The following is a 24,310-nucleotide window of genomic DNA, read 5'->3' as shown; positions in this document are numbered from 1 at the left end:
CAGTGCGCAAATATATCAAGTTTTGGTCAATTGGTAAAATGGTTTCATTCACCTTGATGTCTGAATACTTCTGAGCGACAATACAAACCCTGTTGTCAGCACAAGAGAATTCATGCATTTTTCCAGAGAATCTGCCAATGCGCTGCGCTTTCTGAGCATTGATGCTGTAGAAAAAGCCCGCTCGGGTCACCCTGGCATGCCACTTGGAATGGCCGACATCGCAACCGTACTGTGGCAGCAGTTTCTAAAACACAACCCTGCAAACCCGCTCTGGTGTAATCGCGACCGTTTCGTTCTTTCCAACGGTCACGGCTCCATGCTGCTCTATGCGCTCCTGCACCTGTCTGGTTACGCTCTCAGTATTGACGACCTCAAACAGTTTCGTCAATTACATTCAAAAACTCCAGGGCACCCTGAGTTTGGTGAAACCCCGGGCGTTGAAACCACTACCGGCCCTCTTGGCCAGGGACTTGCGAATGCCACAGGCATGGCAATTGCGGAAAAAATACTGGCAAGCCAGTTTAATAAACCAGGGTTTCCACTGGTAGACCACCATACCTATGCCTTTGTGGGCGATGGCTGCCTGATGGAAGGCATCTCACATGAAGTCTGCTCGCTCGCCGGTACGCTTGGGCTTGGAAAACTGATTGTATTCTATGACGATAACGGGATTTCCATTGACGGTGAGGTCCACTCCTGGTTCAGTGATGATACCGCCATGCGTTTTCGCGCCTGTAACTGGCAGGTGATTGAGCAAGTTGACGGCCATGACCCTGAAAGCATCACCCGCGCCATCGAGGCTGCACGCGCTGACACCAGCCATCCCAGCCTTATTATCTGTAAAACCGTCATCGGCTATGGCTCAATGCTTGCCGGCAGTGAAAAATCCCACGGTGCGCCACTTGGTGAAAAGGGCGTTCAGGCTGTGCGTGAGGCGCTGAACTGGCCCCATGCGCCTTTTGACATTCCTGAATCCATCCGCGCTGCCTGGAGCTTTACCGAGGCGGGCACGCGCCTTGAAGACGAATGGCTCGCGCTCCTTGAAGCCTATCGCACACAGTTTCCGGCAGAACATGCGGTGTTTCTGCGACGGGTCAACGGCGACCTTCCAGACAACTGGAAGGAAGAGAGTAAACGGTTTATCGAATCTGCTTTGCAGAACACCTCTCCTGTCGCCACACGCAAAGCCTCCCAGGAGTGCCTTGAGGCCTTTGGACCACTGTTGCCCGAGCTGCTTGGCGGCTCCGCCGACCTCACCGGCTCAAACAATACCGACTGGAGCGGCTCGCACGCGATTACCCGCGAGGATTTCAGCGGTAATTACCTGCATTACGGTGTGCGCGAGTTTGGCATGAGCGCCATTATGAACGGCATTGCTCTGCACGGAGGATTTATTCCCTATGGCGGCACGTTTCTCGTTTTTGCCGATTACGCCCGCAACGCCATTCGCCTCTCGGCCCTCATGGGCATTCGCGTGATTTATGTCTTGTCGCATGATTCGGTCGGGCTGGGTGAAGACGGGCCTACCCATCAGCCGATTGAGCACGCGGCCATGCTGCGCATGACCCCCAATGTCGAGGTGTGGCGCCCGGCGGACCGCCTCGAAACGCGAGTGGCCTGGCAACAGGCCATTTCCCACATTAAGGGCCCCTCCTGCCTGCTGCTTTCGCGCCAGAATCTTCCCGCTCTCCCGGCACATGCGGGCAGTATTGCCGATATTGCGCGGGGCGCACATATCGTGCACGATTGCCAGGGGATGCCTGATATTCTGCTGCTGGCGACCGGCTCAGAAGTCCAGATTGCCCTTGCCGTGGCTTTGAGGCTCTCCGCACAGGGCGTTCAGGTACGCGTGGTTTCCATGCCCTGCTGCGAGCGTTTTCTGGCCGCCGACATTACGTGGCGTGAGTCCATACTGCCACAGAGCGTGCGTCGGCGAGTCGCCATTGAAGCAGGGGTGAGCGCTTTTTGGTACGCATTCGCAGGTCTTGACGGCATCGTTATCGGGATTGACCGCTTCGGAGTCTCAGCGCCTGCCGAACAGGCGTTTGAATACCTTGGCCTGACCCCTGAAAAAGTCTTTGACGCCATCTGCCAGAAGTACCCGGAACTGGCGCGCTGACCCTGTAAAACTTTTGATACATTCGGAGAATCAACATGGCAATTCGCGTCGCAATTAACGGATACGGCCGCATCGGCCGCTGCATCCTGCGATCCATTTACGAGTACCATCGCGAGGGAACTTTTGAGGTCGTCGCCATTAACGATGTGTCCGGCATTGATGTAACGGCTCACCTCACCCGCCATGACACGACCCATGGACACTTCGGATTTCCAGTCACAGTTGATGGAAACCGGCTGATAGTCAATCATCATCCTATTCTGATTACCGGAACCCGCAATCCGGCAGAACTGCCCTGGGAAGCTCTCGGGGTTGATGTGGTTTTTGAATGCACGGGACGTTTTACGAGCCGTGAAGGCGCGATGCAGCACCTTGCCGCCGGTGCCAAAAAAGTGCTGATTTCAGCCCCTGGCAAAAACGCGGATGCAACCATTGTCTATGGCGTAAACCACCATAGCCTCAAGGACAGCGATGTGATTGTTTCCAACGCCTCCTGCACCACCAATTGCCTTGCGCCGGTGGTCAAGCCGCTGCATGAGGCTCTTGGCGTACAGACAGGCCTTGTGAACACAGTGCACGCCTACACCAAAGATCAAATGCTGCTGGATGGCAGCCACAGCGATTTACGCCGGGCGCGCTCTGCCACGCAATCGATTATTCCGACCAAAACCGGAGCGGCTCAGGCCGTGGGGCTCGTGTTGCCGGAGCTTGCCGGAAAGCTTGATGGCTTCGCCATGCGCGTCCCGACGCTCAATGTCTCGGTGGTCGACCTTACCTTTGAATCTGGACGTGAAACCAATGTGCAGGAAGTGAATGCCATTCTTGAGAATGCCGCGAGTGAGATTTTGCGCATCAACCACGACCCGCTCGTTTCCTGTGATTTTAACCACAATCCGGCCTCCGCGATTTTTGACGCCACCCAGACAAAAGTGCTTGGAAAACTGGTCAAGGTCATTGCCTGGTATGACAATGAATGGGGCTTTTCCAACCGCATGCTCGATACGGCCGAAGCCATGATGCAATGGGGGAATAAACGCTCATGAACCTTCTTAAAATGCAGGATGTTGAACTCCGTGGTAAACGCGTGCTGATTCGCGAAGACCTGAATGTACCGATTCTCGATGGCCTGATTACAAGCGATCAGCGTCTGCAGGCGGCACTGCCAACCCTTAAAGCGGCGCTTGATGCCGGCGCTGCCGTCATGGTGCTTTCTCACCTGGGCCGCCCGGAAGAGGGACGTTTTGAAAAGCGTTTTTCCCTGAAGCCTGTTGCCGATTATCTGGCATCTCACCTTGAGTATCCCGTGCGTTTCGTTTCTGATTATCTGGAAGGGGTAGAGGCACGGCCAGGCGAGCTTGTCGTTTGCGAAAACGTACGCTTTAACGCAGGTGAAAAAGCCAACGATATGGCTTTGTCTCAAAAGCTTGCAGCACTTTGCGATATTTTTGTCATGGACGCTTTTGGTACGGCGCATCGGGCTCAGGCTTCCACCTGCGGTGTCGCGCGTCTTGCACCGCTCGCTGTTGCAGGCCCTCTGCTCGTTCGCGAGCTCGAGGCCCTGCAGCATGTACTTAAAAATCCGGCAAGACCCGTGGTCGCAATTGTTGGCGGCGCAAAAGTGTCGAGCAAACTCTCCCTCCTTCGCCAGCTCGTGTGCATGATGGACTGCCTGATTCTTGGTGGCGGCATTGCCAATACGTTCCTGAAGGCACAGGGTTATGAAATCGGCCAGTCACTCTGTGAAGACAATCTACTTGAAGAAGCACGCGATATCTTGCGCCTCGCAGCAGAGAAGGGATGCAAAATCCCGCTTCCTGTCGATGTAGTGGTTGGCAAATCGTTCTCAGATGCGTGTCCCGCCTATAACAAGTCTCTCAGCCACATGGCAGCAGACGACATGATAATGGACATTGGGCCGGAAACCATCAAAACCTACGTGGAAATTCTTGAAAACGCAAAAACCATTATCTGGAACGGCCCGGTCGGGGTATTTGAGTTTCCACAGTTTGCATACGGTACCCGTGCGCTTGCCATTGCCATCGCCAACAGCGATGCGTTTACCATTGCCGGTGGCGGCGATACACTGGCGGCGGTGGATTTATACGACCTCACGCAGAAAATATCCTACATCTCTACAGGTGGTGGCGCATTTCTAGAATATCTTGAGGGCAAAACCCTGCCTGCAGTCGCGGTGTTAATCGAGCGTAAAGAGAGTTGCTCGTCTGCTTGACCGTTGATTCCATCACCACCAACCGTAGCCCGGGCTGAGCACGGCGAAGCCCGGCATCGGGTATCGCCAATGGCCGGATAGCTTTTCACATGGTGTGATTAACGGTCACGCTCGACCCGGGCGTACTGTCCATGGCTGCATCTATCGCGCCCCAGCCCCGTACGCCCTGCCCCTGAATCGCTTGTTGAACTTTGCAGAGGCACTCCTTCAGACGCCCCTCTCCAAAGCGGTCGCGAATGGCATGCAGATGATTGATAATTGCGTCTGGCGGCTGAAAACCGACAAGGTGTTGTGCGGAACAATACTCCCCAACGGCGTTCATCAACGGCTCTTCCAGTTGAAAAAACGCGACTTCCTCGTCTGTATCAAACTGCTCCAGCGTGCCATACCCTTTTGGCGGACGTCCCCAAAAAGAACTCAACATGCTTTAACCTCCGAAGAAAAACCTACCCGTGTGCTTCTTCTTCCTCCGGTGCATCCGCTCGCGTTGACAGCCCGAGTTTTGCTTTCAGGCGTGCTACGGCATCCGGGTCAAAAGCCCGGGTACTTTTATGGCGGACAACGACCGATGGCGCGCGCGCAGCAGGAGTTGCAGGCGCACTCCATGCCGGTGCGCGCTCAGGCAGGGCAGAATCATCCGCCATGACGGGCATGCCGCTACCTGCGCGGGAAGGATTAAAAGCCTGCATTTTAACAAGATTATTACGGCGGGCATTGCGCGCACTTTTTTCAACCCGCTTGCGAATCTTTACGGCGGCGCGCTCAGCTTCTTCTTCCGTAACAAGGCCTGCAGGGCTGCCCTGCAAATCAATGCGCATTTCCCGCGCCTTAAGACACGTCAGATAATCAACGCGCCGGGTAAAAACTACCACGGCTTCGCGTAACTTGCTTTTGGAAATTCCAGCGGCCTCTGCCTCATCAGCAACAGTGGCGAGAATGTCTTCCATAATTCCCTGCTTCAGCGGGCGGATACGACTGGTATTGTCAAACGCCTCAGGAAAGCGCGCGGCAAGCCAGGAGAGGGCATCCACCCGCGCTTTTTTGGATTGCAGTTTCTGCGCTCTGTTGATAACGGCGGTGCGCGGGTGCAGCTCCTGTCTTCTCATTATCATACCTTTGAACATGCGAGGGGCTTCAAGGCTCTTGCCATAACGCCCGTTGCCGAAAATGAGCGTGCAATGTACAGTGTTTGCCCGCCGTTTTCAAGCGTTCATAAAGTGATATACTGAAAGCAATACCCTTAAACATGGACATTTTCTCATGAAACGATTGCGCTATTATTTCATGTGTCTAATCGCACTGTTTTTTCCATGGCTTGCCCTGCTTTTAAACGACAATCCGGGCGGCGCCTTCATGGCACTTATCATGGTGGTTACCGTCATCGGCTGGATTCCTGCATCCATCTGGGCGCTGCGTGTGGTTCGCGCGAGCTTTTACCCCACACCAAAGCCTCAACCAGCGGCTGAATAACGGAGAGTTTGATGCCTGTACGTGTCATAATCAACGGCGCCCGTGGCAAAATGGGCGTGCTCGCCTGTGCGGCCATTGAAGCACACGCCCCCCTCGAACTGGTCGCGCGCCTTGGACGTGAGGATAACCTTAAAGATGCCATTCAGAATACAAAGGCCGAGGTGGTACTCGATTTAACCCGTGCCGACTGTGCTTTTGATAATGCACGAACAATCATTAACGCCGGCGCGAGGCCAGTCATTGGCACCAGCGGGCTTGTAGAAACCGACGTGCAGACATTACGGGAAATGTGTGAAGCACGCGGCCTTGGCGGCCTTATCGTGCCCAACTTCTCCATTGCCGCCGTACTCATGATGCGCTTTGCTGCTGAGGCCGCGCGCTGGCTGAACCATGCTGAAATCATCGAAGCCCACCATCCACAAAAGCTCGATGCCCCATCAGGCACCGCGCTCGCTACCGCAGCGATGATGGCCAAAACCCGACAAAGCCCGCCAGAAACCCTGCAACTGCGAGAAATTATCGCAGGCGCACGCGGCGGCAGCTGCCATGACATCCCCATCCACTCCGTACGACTGCCAGGCATCCTCGCCCGCCAGGAAGTACTTTTTGGCGCCCCCGGAGAAACCCTGTCAATTACGCACAACACCCTTGACCGCAACTGTTACATGAAAGGCGTTGTCCTCGCGTGCGAAAAGGCACCAACCCTGAAAACACTCTGCCAGGGACTTGAACACGTGCTGCAATCCTGAAAAAAACTCTTTGCCGCCATATATAACGCAACAGCGGCAAACAAGGATTATCATCACCAGTAAGGAGCGGCATCTGTCGGCATGGAAGAAGAGGATGCGGACGAAGATGATGAAGACGACGAGGATGACGGCGGGAAGCCGCCTCCTTGATACCCATCAGATTCATGCCCCTGAATATCATCCTCTTCTGGCAAGAATCCATGCTCGATGCCGGAATGCGCTGCCACTGGCGTAGCGCTGTTCAGACTGTAAAGCACGCTCTCAAGGATAGCATCCGGCGTATCGCTCTCAAAAAGCCTTGCTACCGCGTCATAGAGAACTGAAGTTTCCTGTGCGCGCAGATTAATGCGGGAGCGCTCGCCCAGTCTGCTCATTACATCCCGATAAATCGCGCCCAGTCGGTGCGTCTCATCTAAAGCTGGCCCAGTGAGGGATTCCAGCATGCTTACAGCCCCTCTTGGCCCACCAAACAGGCTCCCGGTCCACGTCTGTTGTACGTTTGCAATAAGACGATGAATCGCGGGCTTCAGCGCGCTCAGAAAACGCGCAGTACCCTCTGGAGATAACAGCTCCGCTCGCGCAATGCAGACTTCATCAGGCATTTTTTCCACAAATTTTCGAGAGCGAATGTGATGCACATCGTTATTGGTAGCAAGCACTTCGTCAAAATAAAGTGCCGCTTCATTACCAAGGTATTCTATGATTCCCTCGGAGATATCCGCAGGAAAATAATCCCAGGGCGTCTTAATCCCCTCGGCACCAAGCGCACCAAGTCCTGCAAACACTGCCGGATGCCGAGAAACATATAATTTCACCACCAGCGCCACGAAATTTTTACGCTCAACGCCCGTGTCCATCGAGGATGGCCACTGCCCGTAGAGATCATGATAGAGACGCATCGCGTCAGAATGCACGAGCACGATGCCTTTGCGATCTTTGCCACTGACACACGACCCCATCGGTATGCCAATTCCATCCATCAGCAGCTGTTCCTGCGAAGCAAGCATCAGCTCGCGCCCCACGGTATCGTTAACCGTTGCAGTAACCGGCAGCATGTTCCAGGAGAGCGTACGTTCATACTCATTGGCAAGGATGGCCTGATTGCCACAGTGCGTTACAAACGGGGACAGTCGCATGAGCTGTTCCGGCTGCCCGCATCGTGGCAGCATCAGCGAGGCTTTAAAGAACTCCCGGCAATCTGCAAGCCCCCTGAGCTGACCAAAATGGGCGCTGATGACATCATTCAACGCCATCTGTACGTCCGTATCCGGCGCAACCCCAAAAGCCAGTCCCATCTGACGCCTTGAAGCTTCCTCAAATGCGCGATTGAGCATATTTTCGAGCTCTTCGGGCTCAAGCTCCGAAAGAACCACCGGCAGTTTTGGGATGATGCTTCGCATCAGATTCCACGCCCCCGCAACATCCCGATTTGCATTGATAAAGCGCGTCTGAACGGCAATCAGGTTTCTGATGGCCTCGGCTCCAGAACCGGTTTCACCTGCGGACAACAGCGCGCCCTGAACAGCAGACTCTGTAAGGCGCAAGCGCACCATATGGAGAAGCGCCTTGCCTGGCGCATAATCGTTAGGCGTCCAAAAGCCCGGGATTTTCTTGACGATATTGAAGGGATGATTGGCAAATACCAGCTCACGCGATGGATCTTTTGCACGTACCTGCTTAACCACTTCGCTGAGTACTTTATCAAGCGTGTAGTCGGGTGTGAAATCCCCCGTATAAATGGGGCTGATGAGCGTCTGCAGTAACACCGGCCTCGAACCGGCCAGCGAAAGCATATGCTCAAGATTCGCCAGCGCATGCCGCTCCTGTATCAGTTTTGGCTGTTGCAGCTTGTCTCGAGTAGCCAGATGGCCAAAGCGGATGGCAGGTGGCGATGCTTTTAAAAGCACCCCGGATTCATTGCGTATCTGAAAAAAGTGTTCGGCGGCGTTTACCGTCATGTCGACACTTCTAAGGCGGGAAGGAGCACTCTCTGGCTTGCCGCTTTCAAGCACTTTTATAAGCATTTTCTGCTCGTATGCGGGCATGTAATAAAACGCCAGCGGCACCTCACGCACGCGCGTCATTTCCTCTGCAAAAAGCGCTTTATCACGCCGCGTGAGGACGTTCAGTTTCTCGTCAAAGCGCCTCAACTCATTATAAAGCACCGCCAAAGATGCACCCTTTTCCTGAATGAGGCGCGTAATCAGCAATCGCTCTCCTGCAGAGAGTTTTTCAAAAGACGCGGGCCACGCCACCTTACCGCTCTTAATTGCTTCAAGCAGCGCCGGCAGCCTCATGCCCGGCACGCCAGCCAATGCCTCTTTCAATGCCGTGGCTTTTTCCATTAAATCAGTGACTGCAGTGACTTCAGCGCCAAGCCCCGCGATATACTCCTGCCATGCCGGGTGCATTTCCTTACCGATATCCGCAAACCATATGGGCATGGCTTTGTCGCAGTGCTTGAGAATGGCATCAAAATCGCGTTCAAGAGCCGGGCTGAGTGCTGAGAGCTGTCGGTCATACTGTACGGTGTAGCGTACACGGCCATTGGCTTCAATGCGCTGCAGTGTCGCAATATCGGGCGTATCATTTTCAAGGATTGCGTACTGCTCAGCTCGGTCAAGAAGACGAGCTGGGTTGCCCTGACACTGTTGGAGCAGTGAACGCCAGGGGTCAATCTTTGCCATTTCGGCGACGAGTGCTGCCGTGAACGCGACCAGCCTGTCCTGGTAGCGGGCACAAAGGCCAAAATCGGGGCTGCGGTACTCCATCCGAAGCCCGAGAAGCATCTCCTCAATCGATTCCATGCTGCGCCCAATCGGCGGGAACGTTTTGGCGAGCTGTCGTACCCCGTTGCAGAGACTTTCCTGACGACGCTCGTAGCTGCCGGTAAAATCATGGCGCTCGGTATAGCGTTCAATCTCAAAATCGCCCAAATCAGCCCGAAGTGTCGCAAGAAACGCGTCACTCAATTCAAGACCGGCGGGTACGCGTAAAATCAGTTTATGGGTCATGGCCTCAGTTCCTTGCCTGTGCGTATCGTTTCATTATTGATGAATTCGTGGAAAGTGACAATTTTTGAGAAAATAAAGTCACCAGGGTCTGTTGACATGTGGTGGCGCGAAGCGAAAATCACGTCATTCAGGCCAGATTTTATCTTGAGTGAGGCAAATAGCCAGCTCTGTTTAACGAACTCAAGGGTAAATTTGGACAAATTGGCGTGGTTTGCAGCCATGTCACCAATTGTCAACAGATCCTTTTATTGGCAGTCATTCTGGCAGTGGCGAAAGTGAATGTCCACAGCCGATGTTCGTGCTAAACTTAGCCCCATTTAAGAAAAGGAGTTTCGTCATGGGTTATACCGTTCCCCACATTCTTGCCGGTACCGCTCGACTGGAGCCTGCAGCAGACTTATCGCATCCCATTACCAACCCGGCGACCGGTGACGTCATTGGCAGAGTCCCTTATGCGTCCCGTGCGTTGTGCATGGAAGCCGTGGAAAATGCCCGAACGGCGTTTCCGGGCTGGGCCGCTACACCTCCCATACGGCGTGCGCGTATTCTGAACCGCTTTCGTGAACTGCTGGAACGCCACACGGATGAGCTCGCGGAAATCGTTACCCGCGAACACGGCAAAACGCTTGAAGATGCCCGTGGCTCCGTTGCCCGGGGGATTGAAGCCGTTGAATTTTACAGCGCACTCACAAGCCGGCTGCAGGGGCAGTTCAGCCTGAATGCCGCCGGCGGCATTGACTGCTGCACCTTCCCGCAGCCCCTTGGCGTCTGTGCCGGTGTTTCGCCGTTTAATTTCCCCGTCATGGTTCCGCTCTGGATGATGGCGCCTGCCATTGCCTGCGGCAACACCTTTATCATCAAGCCCTCTGAACAGGACCCCTCGGCCACGGTGCGACTGGTAGAACTGCTGAAAGAAGCGGGCCTTCCTGACGGGGTGGTGCAGTGCCTTCAGGGAAATCGCGAAACCGTAGACACCCTCCTCGCACACCCCGACATCGAAGCCTTTACCGCGGTCGCCTCAACCCCGGTCGCCGAAGCAATTTATCGCACGGCCACCGCCAACGGCAAGCGCGCCCACACCTTTGGAGGGGCTAAAAACCATTGTGTCGTCATGCCGGATGCCGACATGGACATGGCTGCCGATGCCATTACGGGTGCCGCCTTCGGTTCAGCCGGTGAGCGCTGCATGGCGCTTTCGGTGGTGGTGAGCGTTGGCGAAGACAGCGCCAGACGCCTGACCGATGCCCTGATTACGCGCGTTAAAAACATCCGCGTAGGCGCCGGGAACGAACCTGGCGTTGATATGGGCCCTCTCATCAGCGCCGCCCACCGCGAGCGCGTGCTGGCGTTCATTGATGAGGGCGTAAAGGAAGGCGCGCGTCTGCTGGTTGACGGGCGCGGCTTTCGCCACAAGGATTTCCCGAATGGATTTTTCACAGGCCCCACGCTCTTTGATGACGTGCGCGAAGACATGCAAATTTATCAGCAGGAAATTTTTGGCCCGGTACTCGTCATGCTGACGGTAAAGACCTTTGAAGACGCGCTTGCGCTCGTCAATCGTCACGCGTATGGCAACGGCACGGCGATTTTCACTCGCAGCGGCTACTTTGCCCGCGAATATTCTACCCGTGTCAATGTCGGCATGGTGGGAGTCAATATCCCCATTCCGGTCCCGGTTGCGACCCATCCCTTCGGCGGCTGGAAGCGCTCTTCCTTTGGTGACACGTTCATGCACGGTGATGAAAGCTTCCACTTTTACACCCGGCGCAAAAGTGTCACCAGCCGCTGGCCTACAAGCCGTGAAGACACCAGCGCGTTTGTGATGCCCGTAAATGACTAAAGGAGCACCGATGACACGGATTGGATTTGCAGGACTTGGACACATGGGCCTGCCCATGGCCATCAATCTCGTTAAAGCGGGCTTTACGGTTACGGGTTTTGACCTTGCCCCAAGGGCGCGTCAGGCACTGGTCAGTGCCGGCGGGATTGAAGCACACAGCCTTGTCGATGTGGCGCACGACCAGGACGTCCTTATCACCATGCTGCAAACAGGCGAGCAGGTTCGTCAGGTGTGCCTTGGAGAAGCGGGGCTTTTTGCACACGCCAGAAAAGGCGCGCTCTACATGGACTGTTCCTCCATTGATGTGCAGACCACGCGCTTTGTGCATGAAGAGGCCTTGAAAGCCGGCATACGTGCGATTGACGCACCGGTATCCGGCGGTGTCAATGGGGCAACCATGGGCACCCTGACCTTCATGGCCGGTGGCGAGACAGATATTCTCAATGACCTTCGCCCCGTGCTTCAGGCCTTAGGAAAGAACGTCATTCATACCGGCGCAAACGGCAGTGGGCAGGCTGCGAAAATCTGCAATAACCTGATTCTTGGCATCTCCATGATTGCGGTATCAGAAGCTTTTCTGCTCGGCGAGCGCCTCGGGCTTTCTCACCAGAAACTCTTTGAGGTGGTGAACTGTTCTTCCGGGCAATGCTGGAGCATGAGCACCTATCCGCCGGTTGGGGATGTACTGCCCGGCGTTCCTGCGACTAATGACTATAAACCCGGATTCACCGCCGCCATGATGCTGAAAGACTTGCGCCTCGGGCAGCAGAGCGCAGAGCAAACAGGTCTTGAAACGCCGATGGCTGCACTCGCTGCCAGCCTCTATTCCCACATGCAGGATGAAGGCCACGGGCACCTTGATTTTTCAGCGATTATTCGTGAACTGGCTGATGAGGGTAACGCGTATGACCACACAAACGACTGAGCCACGCCACCCGCATGAAGCCTTCTGGAAGGATGTGGCTCTTCGTACCGTGGACTGGATGGAGCCCTTTACAAGCGTGTGCGAAGGCAGTCTTGCAGAAGGCAATACCCGCTGGTTTGGCGGGGGGCGATTGAATGTCAGTGTCAACTGCATTGACCGCCATTTGCCGCATAAAGCCCGTCAAACCGCGATTATCTGGGAAGGGGATACTCCTGATGCATGCCGCACACTGACGTTTGCAGAACTGCATGATGAAGTCTGTCGCATGGCAAATGTACTCAGTGGCATGGGATTAAAGCGTGGAAGCCGGGTTGCCATTTATCTCCCGACCATTCCGGAAGCCGCCATTGCGATGCTTGCGTGTGCGCGGGCAGGATTCGTGCACACCGTGGTTTTTGCAGGATTTTCAGCAGCCGCTCTTCGTGAACGCCTCAAGGCCGCAGAGTGTGACGTGCTGATTACCGGCGACAGTTTTCATCGGGGCGGGCGTCTGCACCCGTTAAAGTCCGAGGCGGACCTTGCCGCACAGGGCCTGCCGGTCAGGATGCTCGTCATTCGCCACAGCCACGAACCGGTGCCTTTTGACGAGCAGCGTGATGTCTGGTGGCACACGGCGCGCACTGGGGCTTCCATTCATTTTGCGCCCGAGCCCATGCAGGCGGAAGACCCGCTTTTTATTCTCTATACCTCCGGCAGTACCGGCACGCCCAAGGGCCTTGTGCACACCACCGGCGGTTACCTCGTTCAGGTGGCATTCAGCCATCAGTACGTGTTTGGCTGTAGCCCGCATGAAGTTTTCTGGAGCACGGCGGATGTCGGCTGGATTACCGGGCACAGTTACACCGTGTATGGCCCGCTCTGTAACGGCATCACCACCCTGCTCTTCTCCGGCATACCGCTGTGGCCACAGCCTTCCCGCTGCTGGGAAATGATTGACCGCCACCGCGTCAGCGTCTTTTACACCGCCCCCACCGCCATTCGCAGCCTCATGCGCGCCGGTGATGAATGGCTTGACACCAGCAGCAGGGATACACTGCGCCTTTTGGGCAGCGTTGGCGAGCCCATTAATCCAGCCGCCTGGCAGTGGTATTACGACAAGGTGGGGCGTGGGCGCTGCCCGATTGTGGATACCTGGTGGCAGACAGAAACGGGCGCCATCATGCTCTGCCCACCTGCCAATGTGGCACATGCCAAACCCGGGAGTGCACGTTCGCCGCTGCCAGGCATTGAGCCGCTTCTTCTTAACGATAACAACGCGCCTCTTAAGGGTGCTGGCGAAGGTCGGCTGACTATCAGGGTTTCATGGCCCGCGATGGCACGTACCATTCTTGGCAATCATGAACGCTACCGCCAGAGCTATCTGGCCACAGGATATTATCTGACGGGGGATGGTGCGCGGGTTGATGCAGATGGCGACTACTGGATTACCGGTCGCACGGACGACATGCTGAACGTTTCCGGACATCTTTTAGGATGTGCCGAGATTGAAAGCGCGCTGGTCGCGGTTGAAGGAGTGGCAGAAGCTGCCGTGATTGGCGTTGCCCACCCGGTACGCGGGGAAGCCGTGCATGCGTTTGTAACCTTGAAGGAAGGCATTGCAGCAAGTGCCGCGCTGCGCGAGTCGCTGCTTTCAGGTGTCAAGGAACGGATAGGTGCCATTGCCAAACCTGAAACCATCGAATGGGCTGGCGACCTGCCTAAAACCCGCTCGGGCAAAATCATGCGCCGCATTCTGCGCAAAATCGCGAACCATGAAGCACAGTCAGTGGACGATCTTGGAGATTTGAGCACGCTCGCCAATCCACAATCGGTGCTGCAGTTGTTAAACGCAAGGAACAATCTGCCGTAGCGTTGGGTGCAAAGCCCGGGAATGGATGCCCGAAAAGACATCCGGCGGACGGTTATACCTGATGCCGGGCTGCGCTTCGCTTAGCCCAGCCTACAAAAAAACAAATGAATACAATAGGTTATTTAAAAACTTCCGTAGCGTCGTAGCCTGCGCTGATAAGCGCGGGACAGGATGCACGAAAAAACATCCGGCCTTTGGGGATACCCGATGCCGGGCTTCGCGCCGCTCAGCCCAGCCTACAAAAAAACTCTTAAATACAAAGGCTTACTTATAAAGTGTAAGGCGCCCGACACTTAATCGGCCGTCATCTCAAACCAGTGATCGAGTACGTCACAAAGCATCTCAATCCCCTGCTTTTTCGTGGCGGAAAACGCCTGTACGGTAACGGCACCGGCATAATCGACAAAATGATGACTGACCGCCTGAACCGTTTTTTTAACTTCACCAAATCCAAGCTTATCCGATTTGGTCAGCAGGATATGCACGGGAAGCTGGCGCGCCAGCGCCCAGTGAATCAGGGTTTCATCCAGCGGCTTTAAAGGATGGCGAATGTCCATCAATACCACAAGGCCGCGCAGGCAATGGCGAGTTTCCAGGTATTCAGCGAGGTGCTTTTGCCAGTCAAGCTTCAGACTTTTGGCCACTTTCGCATACCCATAGCCCGGTAAATCCACGAGCCGGCGCGTATCATCCAGCGAAAAGAGGTTAATAAGCTGCGTGCGTCCGGGGGTTTTACTGGTGCGGGCAAGCTGGCGCATACCGGTTAGCGTGTTCAGCGCACTTGATTTTCCGGCATTGGAGCGCCCGGCAAAGGCCACTTCAAATCCCGTGTCAGGAGGAAGGAGGTCAACGCGGGGCGCACTTTTGAGAAAGCTCGCCTGCATGTAACGATTGGGTCGCATGTTTAAGGCCTGAAGAAAAAAGCGGATTGTAGCAATGTTCGGCACAATCTGTATACGAGCAGCAACGAGCCCGCCTCAAAACATCAACGCTTAAACGACACCTGATACTTTAACCCATAGCAGGACGTGGCCTCAGCAGATGAAAATTACCAATACAGAAAGCAGGGTCTGTCACGCTCACCCTGCACATGGAGGTTTAAAACTTGACAGCAGCCTTTGCTGTCTGTATCTTGCGCCAATCAGCTTAAATTTGACCATTTTTTGGGGTATCGAGAGAAAGATGAGTAAATTACTTCGCGACAACGATGAGACCATGATTGCGCTTCGCTTGCAATTTAGGCAATCAGGCTGGTTTTCCCGTCTTTTTTTTCCATCAGACATGCAGCGTTACCTGTTACAGTTCTATATCCCCCTAATGCCCTGGGCTGCGAGCTCTTCGTCTTATGAGGCACAATATCGAGCAGAGGCCGCTTTCAGGTTTTGCGCGCAGTATCAGGACTTCATCACAGACAACTCGCTTTTCGGGCGCTTTCGCCGCTGGCTGCTTGATTATCTGCCCGCCTTTAATACCTCAAGACTTATGGAAAAGTGGCGATTCACGCAGGAACACCAACTGCGAGAAGAAGAGTTTGGAATATTGGTGGCCAACGAGGATGCATGTGCAGAAGCATTTCAACGGGAAATTCTCGTCTTTAAACGGGCTCTGGCAAATGATGACTCTTTGCAGCTGCGAGGGGTTTATGCGAAATATTTAAGGAAGATATCGATACGCTCGCCACTGCCTTCTGCTCTGGAAGGTTTTGCGTCATTCCTCATTACTTCCCACCAGAAAGGTATCGCTTATAAAAAGAGCGACCGTTCTTACGGAGAAAGTTATAAGGGGCGCCAAGATATGTTTAGGCTGTTCAACGAGGATGCGCCCGATTTTGCAGGCATTATCGCATCGTTGCAGAGGCTTAATACTGGCATTCCCACTGCGAATTTGGCAACGGTCGAACAGGTTATCATGCTGTTTAAGAGCGGCCGGCTCGACAAATGGGTAAATGGCCTCAATGCACTGCATGCGCAAACGATGAATCCCGAGACTAACCGCTCTGCACTGCATGAAAACCCACGCCTCTTCAAGCTGCTGCTGAACCATTCGAACCCCGAGCATTTGAGTCAGGGGCTGGTGACGCTTTTACGGCTTGGTTTATGCGTTAAAACAAACCTTCTAAAAGACGGAAAGGCAGAGATTAATGTGATTGAGAAGTTACGCATACAACAAAGGGCTTTAGAAAGTACAACGAACACACTGTTGACTCTTCCTGGCTTTTACTTTAAAGGTGTCACAACAGAGGCAGGAGTAGAACGTGTTTTTGGCAAACACTTATCTGAAGCGACAAAACGTTCAGAACAGGCATTGCAGGACAACAAAAAATTTGATGCAAGATTCAATAGATTCAGTAAATTAAAAAGCAAACATCATTTGCCAAAGACCGTTGAAATGTCGGATTTTGAAACATCGGGGCTTAATGTGCTGCGCCTTGCACATCATCCTTATCCAGAGCGGGTTGCAAGCGTACTCGGTAAATTGCGTATGCGCATGCCAGACTCTTTTATCGAGGAGCGGGCATGTGTTGTGGGGAGTGCCAACGGCTGGGGGTTTGCGCTTGGCGACCGGTCAATTGCTTTTTTCAATTATGTTCAATCAAAAGGGCTTGATGTTATCTATCACCTGTTGCTCGATTACTCTCAAATTTTCCTGCATGAAGACGTAATGCCATATTGGGAGCAGATAGAGGACAATGCACTGAGTCCCGTGCATTTCGTTAACATCTACCGTTTATGCATTCATGCCCTGGATGAAGATTCGACACCGGCAGGAGCAGCGCTCGCGCGAGGCAAAGTGGCTGAGTATCTGCAAAATATTTCGGGTAAAAACAACAGCCATTCTGTAATAACAGAAACTGCTTTAACGCTTATGTTGATTCATGGCGGGAAAATGCTTGATGAAAAACTGCTCGATGGACAACTGCGCAGCTTGACTGCCAGTATCTTGTTAGACAGTAAAAATAACGAGAACAAAACGCTTGACTGTATTAAGCGACTGCAGAGTGAGGGGTTTGTGGATTCGGAAACCGGTATTTCAGCCACACAATTGCTGGCGCTTACCTGGATTGCCTTACAAAAAGCATGTGCCAAAGAAAGGTTGAGGTCTTTAAGGCCTTCAGTCATTATGGGGCTACAGCTGGACGCCTTTCAGGAGGCCTTTAGCGCAACACATTTTGCAAAATCACAACCATCATCATCGAGCGAAGTCAGCATGACGATGACAATAAGCCCCTCAGGTTCTTGAGCGGCTTTCGGGATAAGGGCGCGCACAGTTGCATCACCGCGCCCTGCGGCATAAAATGGTAAAAATTCTGAACGGCCTCTCCGGGAAGTCCTGCATGAAAAAGCACCTGCTGCTGGTTGTAATGCTCAGCGTCATCACTGGCGCAGAAGCGGCCGATCGTATTGCAAAAGGTCTTGAAAAATCAGCGACCTGCGTGGCCTGCCATGGTCCGGCCGGGATCAGCCCAAACCCCCTCTGGCCCAATCTCGCCGGCCAGCATGCCCCTTATCTGTTAAAACAGATGCAGGACATGAAAGCGGGAAAAACCCGAAATGTTCCGGTAATGACGGCCATACTGGCGAATCTTAGCGATGAAGACCTCACCGATTTGGCGGCTTACTATGCCTCACTGCCCCACCCGATTGGCAAAACCCCAAAAGCGGCGATTGCGCCCGGTGAAAGGCTGTATCGAGGCGGCAATTTTGAACGCCATATTACGGCCTGCATCGCCTGCCACGGACCTGGCGGCCTTGGCAACAGTGAGGCCGGCTTTCCGGTTATCTCGGGGCAGAATGCCGCCTATACCGCCCAGCAGCTTGCTGATTTTCGCGACAAAAAGCGCGCGAACGATTACAATGCCATCATGCGCGACATCAGTGCCCGCATGACGCAGGAAGACATGAACGCTATCTCGGCCTATGTTGCCGGCTTGTATCAGGAATAACCCTATGTTGAATACGCTTCGCTCCCGCCTTAAGGCGCTCTTCACGCTCTCACTGCTCCTGATGCCGCTGTTCGCGGCTGCCGCCATTGTTGAAGGCGAGGATTATCAAGTGCTTGCAGCCAAACCCGCCGGAAGCGGCGCGGTGCTTGTGCGTGAGTTTTTCAGCTTTGGCTGCCCCGCATGCTACCGGCTTGAGCCGACCCTGCAGCAATGGGTGAAAGCCGAAGGCAAAAAGATTCGTTTTGTTCGCACGCCCGTCATCTTCAGGCCCGCCTGGGAAGTGTATGCCAGAGCGTGGTATGCGAGCGACACACTCGGTTTGAGCGACGCCATGGCCCCCAAACTCTTTGCTGCCGTTCAAGACGAGAAGCATCCCCTTGAAAGTAATGCGGAAATGATAGCCTTTTTCGTAGAAAATGGCGTTCAAAAAGACGTTGCCGAGAGTGCGTTTACCCATTCCATGGCCATGGATATGGCACTGGGCCAAAGCGTGGCGCGCATGAGTGCGGCACACATCAATGCCGTCCCGGCGATTGTGGTCGGAAACCGTTACAAAACCGACTTACAGATGGCAAAAAGCCCCGAAAGGCTTCTGGAAGTGCTCGATTACCTCGTGAAAAAGGCGCAGACTGCCTGATGACAGTCGGTTATCCACGCGCAGTATCCGACTGCCCGGGGTCTTCAAGGCTCAGCATGCCGGTATTAAAATCATACGCAAAAATCTCGGCATAACGCCCCCAGTCAATAAGGGTGTGCAGCACCCGGTCGGCTTCTTTTTCGCTGAGGTAGTCTTCAAGCTTCGTTAGAAAACGCTCTTCAGAAACACGGTGCCCCGCTTTTTCATCAAGAATACGGCGGATATAACGCGCAAGCGGCACCTTCTCAAGCAGGCGTTCGGCAAAGAGGCGTTTACGTGCCTGCAAATCCGCATCGGCAAACTGGCGCCCAAGCTCGCTTAAGTGAATATCACCATCGGAAACCCGGGCAAAGCCCAGAATTTCAAGCGTCTCAAGAATGGGGAACAAATCATCGATGTTCATCATCAGCTCATCGGCGAGTTCCGGGAGGTCAATGTGCTGCTCAAAAGACGTCATGGTATCGATTAAACCGGAGAGCTCCGAGGGGTCAACATCCGGCAGACGATACCCAAGACCAATCTGGCGCTCACGCTGCAAACGGCGCGCACGCTCCTTCGGCCCGGTCGTCATCAGTGTGTAAATGCGGTCAACCAGCGCCTGAAACTCTGGGGTATCGGTATTGCGAGGCTGTGGCAGGGAAACGTGAAGTTCTGCGCGGATATAGCCCGGGTCGCTGTCGAAAACCACAATCCGGTCGGCAAGCATCGCCGCTTCCTCAATGTTGTGGGTAACGAGCAGAATGCCGTTCGTATTGGTTTTTCGCCCTTCCCAAAGCGCCAGCAGGTCGGACTTCAGGTTTTCTGCCGTTAACACATCCAGTGCGGAGAAAGGCTCATCCATCAAGAGGATATCGGGATTGATAACGAGCGCTCGCGCAAAGCCCACGCGCTGGCGCATGCCGCCTGAAAGCTCTTTGGGATAAGCCGACTCAAAACCGTCAAGGCCGATGATATCAATCGCTTCAATCGCGCGGCGACGACGCTCTTCGCGTGAAATGCCCTGGGCTTCAAGCCCGAGTTCCACGTTCTCAAGAACCGTGAGCCATGGCATCAGAGCAAAAGACTGAAACACCATCGCAATGCCCGATACTGGCCCCCTGACCGGACGCCCGCGGTAGGTGACTTCACCGGCAGTCGGTGCCACAAGTCCGGCAATAATGCGAAGCAGCGTGGACTTTCCGGAGCCCGATTTTCCAAGGAGTGCTACAATTTCGCCTTTGTTCAGTTCAAAATTCACATCCTGCAATACCAGCAAATCCTGATTTGCCGCGCGGCGGAAGGATTTTCGCAGGTTATGAATGGCAATAATAGTTTCAGGCATCAGTCTCTCAATAGCTGTGAAAACGCTCATGCGCAAGCCGATAGAGCGGGCGCCAGAGCAGATGGTTAAAGGCCAGAACATACAGGCACATGGTGGCGGTGCCAAGGGCAATTTTAGGAAAATCCCCGGCTATCGTACTTGCCTGGATGTATTCGCCAAGCCCGGTCGCGCGCAGGGTGGTGCTGCCCCAGCTTACCCACTCGGCCACAATGCTGGCGTTCCAGGCGCCTCCGGCGGCGGTTATCGCGCCCGTAATATAAAAAGGAAAAATGCCAGGGAGTGCAAGACGCTTCCACCAGAGCCAGCCGCGCACGCCAAAATTATCCGCGGCCAGATAAAGTTCGCGGGGAATGCTTGCGGCACCGGCAATAACGTTAAACAAAATATACCATTGGGTGCCAAGAATCATTAGGGGCGTCACCCAGATTTCCACACTGAGGTCAAAACGCACAATGGCAATGACAAAGAGCGGATAAAAAAGGTTCGCCGGAAACGCGGCCGCGAACTGAATGACCGGCTGAATTTTGTGCGCAACCGAGGGGCGCAGGCCAATCCAGACTCCGACTGGAATCCACACGAGCGAGCTCGCGACAATCAACACAACCACCCGTAAAGCGGTGGCCGAGCCGAGCGCAAACACATGCAGAACTTCCTGCACGCTCAGGTAATCAAGAATAAAAAACGACAGCCAGCTCATGCCGCCCAGAAGGCTTATGACAATAAACGCCGTCCAGCCCGCGGCGAGCCATCGCCTTACAGGAGAGCTCACTGACACGGCACTCGCAGGCGCCGCTTTTCTGAACCAGCGGGCATTAATAAAGCGGTCTTTAAGAAAGCCTGTCATGCGGCTCAGATGCACGCGCAGGTGGCTGCGGCGAAACCAGTCGACCAGCCATGACTGATAAGCCTCTTCATCCGGTACCTGCTCCATGCGGAATTTTTCTGACCATGCAAGCAGCGGGCGGAAAAAAATCTGATCATAAAGAAAAATCACTACCACCATGGTAAAAATTGCCCAGCCCACCGCCACCAGATTATGCTCGGCAATCGCCATGGCAATATAGGAACCAACCCCTGGCAGGCGGATGTCCTGGTGCGCCACGGCAATGGCTTCGGAGAGCACCACAAAAAACCAGCTGGCGCTCATCGATACCATCATGTTCCAGATGAGGCCCGGCATGGAAAAAGGCACTTCCACCTTCCAGAAACGCTGCCAGGCAGACAGCTGGAACATGTCAGAGGCCTCACGCAAATCATGTGGCACGGTAATAAGCGCCTGGTAAAAACCAAACGTAATGTTCCAGACCTGAGCGGTGAAAATCGCAAAAATCGAAGCGCACTCCGGCCCCAGAAGGCTGCCTGGAAAAAGATGGATAAATCCTGCAACGGTAATCGAGAGAAAGCTCAGCACCGGTACCGACTGCAGCACGTCAATGGCAGGAATGATAACCTGTTCTGCGCGGCGGTTCTTGGCGGCAAGCGCGCCAACGATGAGCGTAAAGAGGAGCGAGAGTGTCAGCGCAATAAACATGCGCAACACGGTGCGCAGCGCGTAAAAAGGCAGCATGGAAGGCGCGAGCGAAATCGGCAGCGGCTCTCCCAGCTGATAGGGGCTTGCCATCTGGTTGCCGGCAAAGGCCAGAAAAAACAGCAGCGCAAACACGAGCACCAGCAGCAGCACATCCCAGCGGTTAACGAGACGGCTGATGGCATCGCGGTTGGCAAAATAATAACGACTCTCACCCACAGGCGCTCTCCACAGGGGCATGGACGCCCAAAAGCGCAATTATACCCGAGTTTCAGCAAAATGCGCGTTTTTAAGCTTGGCTTTTCTGTGTACCGGATGATTTTTCAAAGACACATACCAAAGATGCAGCTATCCGGCCTTGACGCGACAATTTCGGTAACGCAAACGGGCACGCAGACGTTATGCGTTTTTTGTCCAGCACAGCGCGGTTTTTTTAGTTGAATTTCGAACCTGTGTACGGGACAAAAAATCGTTGTCTTCCCAGAGCTCATGCTGGAGTTAGCCCCGTGCCGGCACATGGATGGGTTCCCGCCTACGCGGGAATGACAGGATTCGGGTTGTGAGCAGAGGTCAAAATCTCTCCCACACTGTCTTCCCCGCGCAGGCGGGGATCCATTCGGGATGTGGCACGGAGCCAACGCATGGAACGATTCAGCCTGGTCACGGTACAAAAATACACGTGAATCCACCGGCGCGGAAAAAATGTCCCGTACACAGATTTCGAACTTAAGCCTTAGCTAAGCTTTAAATGCTAAAATGTAGTCATTATTGATAACCAAGAGTACACATTATGGCTGCAGGTAACGCGATTTATCACTTAATTTCTGTGCCGGATAGTTTAGGCTCTGAGTTATCGGTGGGTACAACTTTTGCTAACTTTGCTGAATTTGCTAAATTTCATGCGGCGCAAAGTCAGTTAAACATAAAAAAAACAGACGGCAATCCTGAACACCATGTTGGATATTGTGAACTTAAAGGCAGACGTACCGAGCAGGAAGATGCCCTCGCTGTGTCTTTTTACCCTTCAATCGAACTTACGCCTCAGGAAATTGGGCATCGCCTCTGGACCACCAACATTACTCTGGACGCCGAACTGAGCGACGCAGCTATCGATGCACGCATGCAAGGAACCACGGTATCTCAAACCGTTTATGACGGAAAAAATCACCTCATAACAGCAACGCTTGGAGATGCAGTCTCTTTTGCTGCGGTCTTTGATGAACATGGCAAAGTGCGCCACGTTGTACGGCTTAATTCCGTGTTACACAATGGGGACAACGAGGACGAAGCAGCACGCGTTGAGGGGGCTGGAGGCTTTGTACTTTTCAAAAGAGTCAATGGTCAGTTAAGCGTATTCCGCGCTATTGGAGATACGGCGTTTAAGGCTCAGGATAATCGACTTGTCATCCCAGAGTCTCAGATTGATATTACGAATCTTGATGACCTGGTAACTGCTGCGGGTTTAGAGCCAAACTCACCCTGTTCGATTAAAATAATTACGACCTGTGACGGCTTTACCGAAGTGACGCATGGGAAAGCAGACAGCGACTATCTTAAAGAAAAACTGGAGAGCTACCAGGGTGATACTGATGATGAAAAGAGCCTCGCTGAATATCTTGCTGGAGCAGCGTTTGCAGATAAATCTCAAGACAACATCTCCGTATCGTGCGTTGCCGTTAAAAAAGGCCAGCCCTTCCTTCAGGGGGTATACGATGGGCATGGTGGACATCAAGTAGCAGCTTACGCGGCTCAACATGCAGGCAAGCGCTTTGAGCAAATCCTGGCCTTGAGCCCCGAAGCTTATGAGGCATTGAATCATGGTATCTACACCAATCCTGATGCAGGCAATCAGGATAATCCAAATGACCCTATATGCCCGACTGATCCTTCGCTGGCTGTAAGCGCAAGTTCGAGTTCGAGTTCGAGTGCAAGCCCAAGCTCAAGCTCAAGCTCAAGCTCAAGCTCAAGCCCAAGTTCAAGCTCAAGCCCAAGTTCAAGTTCAAGCTCAAGCCCAAGTTCAAGCTCAAGCGCAAGTTCAAGCTCAAGCGCAAGCGCAAGTTCAAGCTCGACTGCCCAGGCATCTTTGAATATTCAGGCGTTTTACCCATACTATGTTCCGCCTGAAAGACGTACTAACCCAGCGTCAAGTCCCAGCACAAACCGCTGGTGGGGATTTTTTGGCGGTCATGCGTCTCCTGTACGCTGGGATTCGCGCCAGTTCCCAAATGTGAACTATAACGGGTTAACGGGCGATTCGTTAAAATCGGCGATACTTGATCATTTTTCTCGTGAACTTGCCCGAGCTGCGGCGCCAGACCAGTATCTTGTAGACAAAGAGGGACAGTTTCTTGCTGCCGTCAACCGGTTAATTCCAGGTAATGAACCCAATAGCTTTGCCTTACCGGCTGATATTGAAGCCTATAAGGTACTTGCAACCAGCCAGAGCAGGCGCACACATTGCCGAACCGACTCCATCATCGCTTTTAATGCCATGGTCATGGACATTGCCCAAAGATTGAACTTTAGCCGGGATACGATGCGTACTTTAGAACAAAGACTTGCGTTTGCCGAAACCAGCGCGAGAGCACCCGCACCCGAAAGTACGCATGGTCCTTTCTGAAAAACGCACCGTAGGACTCGCATTTTTTACACCTGCGGGTCTACAATCAGCATAATGACGCGTTT

The 24,310-nt window shown here is 53.8% G+C and carries 19 protein-coding genes; 12 read left to right on the top strand and 7 right to left on the bottom strand.

The window, feature by feature from the left end; translation table 11 throughout:
• The first annotated feature begins 112 nt into the window (after positions 1-112).
• The 3 genes from tkt to E4T54_RS06695 are packed head-to-tail and all read left to right on the top strand — an operon-like array spanning position 113 to position 4,349.
• On the top strand, positions 113-2,119 hold the full coding sequence (gene tkt / locus E4T54_RS06705) for a transketolase (RefSeq protein ID WP_028385655.1): 2,007 nt from the start codon (positions 113-115) through the stop codon (positions 2,117-2,119).
• A gap of 35 nt (positions 2,120-2,154) precedes the next feature.
• Positions 2,155-3,162: a type I glyceraldehyde-3-phosphate dehydrogenase gene (gene gap, locus E4T54_RS06700; RefSeq protein ID WP_028385654.1), complete on the top strand. Its 1,008-nt coding sequence runs from the start codon at positions 2,155-2,157 to the stop codon at positions 3,160-3,162.
• Entirely contained in the window at positions 3,159-4,349 is a 1,191-nt protein-coding gene (locus E4T54_RS06695; protein WP_028385653.1) for a phosphoglycerate kinase, read from the top strand. The genes gap and E4T54_RS06695 overlap by 4 nt, the downstream gene beginning before the upstream one ends.
• Positions 4,350-4,434: 85 nt before the next feature.
• Here E4T54_RS06695 and E4T54_RS06690 read toward each other — a convergent pair whose 3' ends face one another.
• Positions 4,435-4,773 carry a hypothetical protein gene (locus E4T54_RS06690; RefSeq protein WP_028385652.1) on the bottom strand — a complete coding sequence of 113 codons (339 nt, stop codon included), beginning with the start codon at positions 4,771-4,773 and terminating at the stop codon, positions 4,435-4,437.
• Positions 4,774-4,795: 22 nt separating this feature from the next.
• Positions 4,796-5,455 carry a ProQ/FinO family protein gene (locus E4T54_RS06685; protein WP_028385651.1) on the bottom strand — a complete coding sequence of 220 codons (660 nt, stop codon included), beginning with the start codon at positions 5,453-5,455 and terminating at the stop codon, positions 4,796-4,798.
• Positions 5,456-5,609: 154 nt separating this feature from the next.
• Here E4T54_RS06685 and E4T54_RS06680 point away from each other — a divergent pair, with 154 nt between their 5' ends.
• Together E4T54_RS06680 and dapB are read left to right on the top strand one after the other, a co-directional pair.
• Complete coding sequence (locus E4T54_RS06680) at positions 5,610-5,819, top strand: YqaE/Pmp3 family membrane protein (protein ID WP_028385650.1); 210 nt, start codon at positions 5,610-5,612, stop codon at positions 5,817-5,819.
• 11 nt (positions 5,820-5,830) lie between these two features.
• A complete protein-coding gene (dapB, locus tag E4T54_RS06675) occupies positions 5,831-6,568 on the top strand; it encodes a 4-hydroxy-tetrahydrodipicolinate reductase (protein WP_028385649.1) in 738 nt (245 codons plus the stop codon).
• 53 nt (positions 6,569-6,621) lie between these two features.
• Here dapB and E4T54_RS06670 read toward each other — a convergent pair whose 3' ends face one another.
• Together E4T54_RS06670 and E4T54_RS06665 are read right to left on the bottom strand one after the other, a co-directional pair.
• Complete coding sequence (locus E4T54_RS06670; RefSeq protein ID WP_028385648.1) at positions 6,622-9,582, bottom strand: hypothetical protein; 2,961 nt, start codon at positions 9,580-9,582, stop codon at positions 6,622-6,624.
• The gene (locus E4T54_RS06665) at positions 9,579-9,803 is read right to left on the bottom strand and encodes a hypothetical protein (RefSeq protein WP_028385647.1); all 225 of its coding nucleotides are present in this window, start codon (positions 9,801-9,803) and stop codon (positions 9,579-9,581) included. Before E4T54_RS06665 ends, E4T54_RS06670 begins: the two co-directional genes overlap by 4 nt.
• 116 nt (positions 9,804-9,919) lie before the next feature.
• On the opposite strand from E4T54_RS06665, the gene E4T54_RS06660 reads away from it, so the two are divergent.
• Genes E4T54_RS06660 through acs form a run of 3 tightly spaced genes read left to right on the top strand, consistent with a single transcriptional unit; the run spans position 9,920 to position 14,196 of the window.
• Positions 9,920-11,422 (top strand): CoA-acylating methylmalonate-semialdehyde dehydrogenase, encoded by a 1,503-nt coding sequence (locus tag E4T54_RS06660; RefSeq protein ID WP_028385646.1) that lies wholly within the window; start codon positions 9,920-9,922, stop codon positions 11,420-11,422.
• A 10-nt stretch (positions 11,423-11,432) separates the two neighbouring features.
• Positions 11,433-12,347, top strand: coding sequence for a 3-hydroxyisobutyrate dehydrogenase (gene mmsB / locus E4T54_RS06655; RefSeq protein ID WP_028385645.1), 915 nt, complete (start codon positions 11,433-11,435; stop codon positions 12,345-12,347).
• A complete protein-coding gene (gene acs / locus E4T54_RS06650) occupies positions 12,328-14,196 on the top strand; it encodes an acetate--CoA ligase (RefSeq protein ID WP_035901613.1) in 1,869 nt (622 codons plus the stop codon). Before mmsB ends, acs begins: the two co-directional genes overlap by 20 nt.
• 293 nt (positions 14,197-14,489) lie before the next feature.
• Here the strand turns inward: acs and yihA are convergent, their stop codons facing one another.
• Positions 14,490-15,098 carry a ribosome biogenesis GTP-binding protein YihA/YsxC gene (yihA, locus tag E4T54_RS06645; RefSeq protein ID WP_028385644.1) on the bottom strand — a complete coding sequence of 203 codons (609 nt, stop codon included), beginning with the start codon at positions 15,096-15,098 and terminating at the stop codon, positions 14,490-14,492.
• Between the two features lie 280 nt (positions 15,099-15,378).
• Between yihA and E4T54_RS06640 the strand changes: the two genes are divergently transcribed.
• From E4T54_RS06640 to E4T54_RS06630, 3 genes are all read left to right on the top strand, one after another.
• The gene (locus E4T54_RS06640; RefSeq protein WP_131793716.1) at positions 15,379-17,436 is read left to right on the top strand and encodes a hypothetical protein; all 2,058 of its coding nucleotides are present in this window, start codon (positions 15,379-15,381) and stop codon (positions 17,434-17,436) included.
• Between the two features lie 94 nt (positions 17,437-17,530).
• Positions 17,531-18,139, top strand: coding sequence for a c-type cytochrome (locus E4T54_RS06635; RefSeq protein ID WP_028385642.1), 609 nt, complete (start codon positions 17,531-17,533; stop codon positions 18,137-18,139).
• A gap of 4 nt (positions 18,140-18,143) precedes the next feature.
• The gene (locus E4T54_RS06630; protein WP_035901610.1) at positions 18,144-18,776 is read left to right on the top strand and encodes a thiol:disulfide interchange protein DsbA/DsbL; all 633 of its coding nucleotides are present in this window, start codon (positions 18,144-18,146) and stop codon (positions 18,774-18,776) included.
• A 10-nt stretch (positions 18,777-18,786) separates the two neighbouring features.
• Here the strand turns inward: E4T54_RS06630 and E4T54_RS06625 are convergent, their stop codons facing one another.
• Positions 18,787-20,097, bottom strand: a complete 1,311-nt coding sequence (locus E4T54_RS06625; protein WP_028385640.1) for an ABC transporter ATP-binding protein — start codon at positions 20,095-20,097, stop codon at positions 18,787-18,789.
• A 7-nt stretch (positions 20,098-20,104) separates the two neighbouring features.
• Positions 20,105-21,844: an ABC transporter permease gene (locus E4T54_RS06620; RefSeq protein ID WP_028385639.1), complete on the bottom strand. Its 1,740-nt coding sequence runs from the start codon at positions 21,842-21,844 to the stop codon at positions 20,105-20,107.
• 571 nt (positions 21,845-22,415) lie between these two features.
• Between E4T54_RS06620 and E4T54_RS06615 the strand changes: the two genes are divergently transcribed.
• Positions 22,416-24,245 carry a PP2C family serine/threonine-protein phosphatase gene (locus E4T54_RS06615; protein ID WP_035901607.1) on the top strand — a complete coding sequence of 610 codons (1,830 nt, stop codon included), beginning with the start codon at positions 22,416-22,418 and terminating at the stop codon, positions 24,243-24,245.
• The last annotated feature ends 65 nt before the right edge of the window (positions 24,246-24,310 follow it).

Origin of the sequence: Legionella geestiana (assembly GCF_004571195.1) — a bacterium.
Taxonomy (GTDB): Bacteria; Pseudomonadota; Gammaproteobacteria; order Legionellales; family Legionellaceae; genus Legionella_B; species Legionella_B geestiana.
This window is presented reverse-complemented; position numbering and strand designations above follow the sequence as displayed.

Excerpts from the sequence above, each read along its gene's own strand:
- E4T54_RS06670 (WP_028385648.1), bottom strand. The coding sequence starts at position 9,582 with ATGACCCATAAACTGATTTTACGCGTACCCGCCGGTCTTGAATTGAGT.
- yihA (WP_028385644.1), bottom strand. The coding sequence starts at position 15,098 with ATGCGACCCAATCGTTACATGCAGGCGAGCTTTCTCAAAAGTGCGCCC.
- acs (WP_035901613.1), top strand. The coding sequence starts at position 12,328 with ATGACCACACAAACGACTGAGCCACGCCACCCGCATGAAGCCTTCTGG.
- E4T54_RS06640 (WP_131793716.1), top strand. The coding sequence starts at position 15,379 with ATGAGTAAATTACTTCGCGACAACGATGAGACCATGATTGCGCTTCGC.
- E4T54_RS06625 (WP_028385640.1), bottom strand. The coding sequence starts at position 20,097 with ATGCCTGAAACTATTATTGCCATTCATAACCTGCGAAAATCCTTCCGC.
- dapB (WP_028385649.1), top strand. The coding sequence starts at position 5,831 with ATGCCTGTACGTGTCATAATCAACGGCGCCCGTGGCAAAATGGGCGTG.
- gap (WP_028385654.1), top strand. The coding sequence starts at position 2,155 with ATGGCAATTCGCGTCGCAATTAACGGATACGGCCGCATCGGCCGCTGC.
- E4T54_RS06635 (WP_028385642.1), top strand. The coding sequence starts at position 17,531 with ATGAAAAAGCACCTGCTGCTGGTTGTAATGCTCAGCGTCATCACTGGC.
- E4T54_RS06690 (WP_028385652.1), bottom strand. The coding sequence starts at position 4,773 with ATGTTGAGTTCTTTTTGGGGACGTCCGCCAAAAGGGTATGGCACGCTG.
- tkt (WP_028385655.1), top strand. The coding sequence starts at position 113 with ATGCATTTTTCCAGAGAATCTGCCAATGCGCTGCGCTTTCTGAGCATT.
- E4T54_RS06665 (WP_028385647.1), bottom strand. The coding sequence starts at position 9,803 with ATGGCTGCAAACCACGCCAATTTGTCCAAATTTACCCTTGAGTTCGTT.
- mmsB (WP_028385645.1), top strand. The coding sequence starts at position 11,433 with ATGACACGGATTGGATTTGCAGGACTTGGACACATGGGCCTGCCCATG.
- E4T54_RS06680 (WP_028385650.1), top strand. The coding sequence starts at position 5,610 with ATGAAACGATTGCGCTATTATTTCATGTGTCTAATCGCACTGTTTTTT.
- E4T54_RS06615 (WP_035901607.1), top strand. The coding sequence starts at position 22,416 with ATGGCTGCAGGTAACGCGATTTATCACTTAATTTCTGTGCCGGATAGT.
- E4T54_RS06630 (WP_035901610.1), top strand. The coding sequence starts at position 18,144 with ATGTTGAATACGCTTCGCTCCCGCCTTAAGGCGCTCTTCACGCTCTCA.
- E4T54_RS06685 (WP_028385651.1), bottom strand. The coding sequence starts at position 5,455 with ATGAGAAGACAGGAGCTGCACCCGCGCACCGCCGTTATCAACAGAGCG.
- E4T54_RS06660 (WP_028385646.1), top strand. The coding sequence starts at position 9,920 with ATGGGTTATACCGTTCCCCACATTCTTGCCGGTACCGCTCGACTGGAG.
- E4T54_RS06695 (WP_028385653.1), top strand. The coding sequence starts at position 3,159 with ATGAACCTTCTTAAAATGCAGGATGTTGAACTCCGTGGTAAACGCGTG.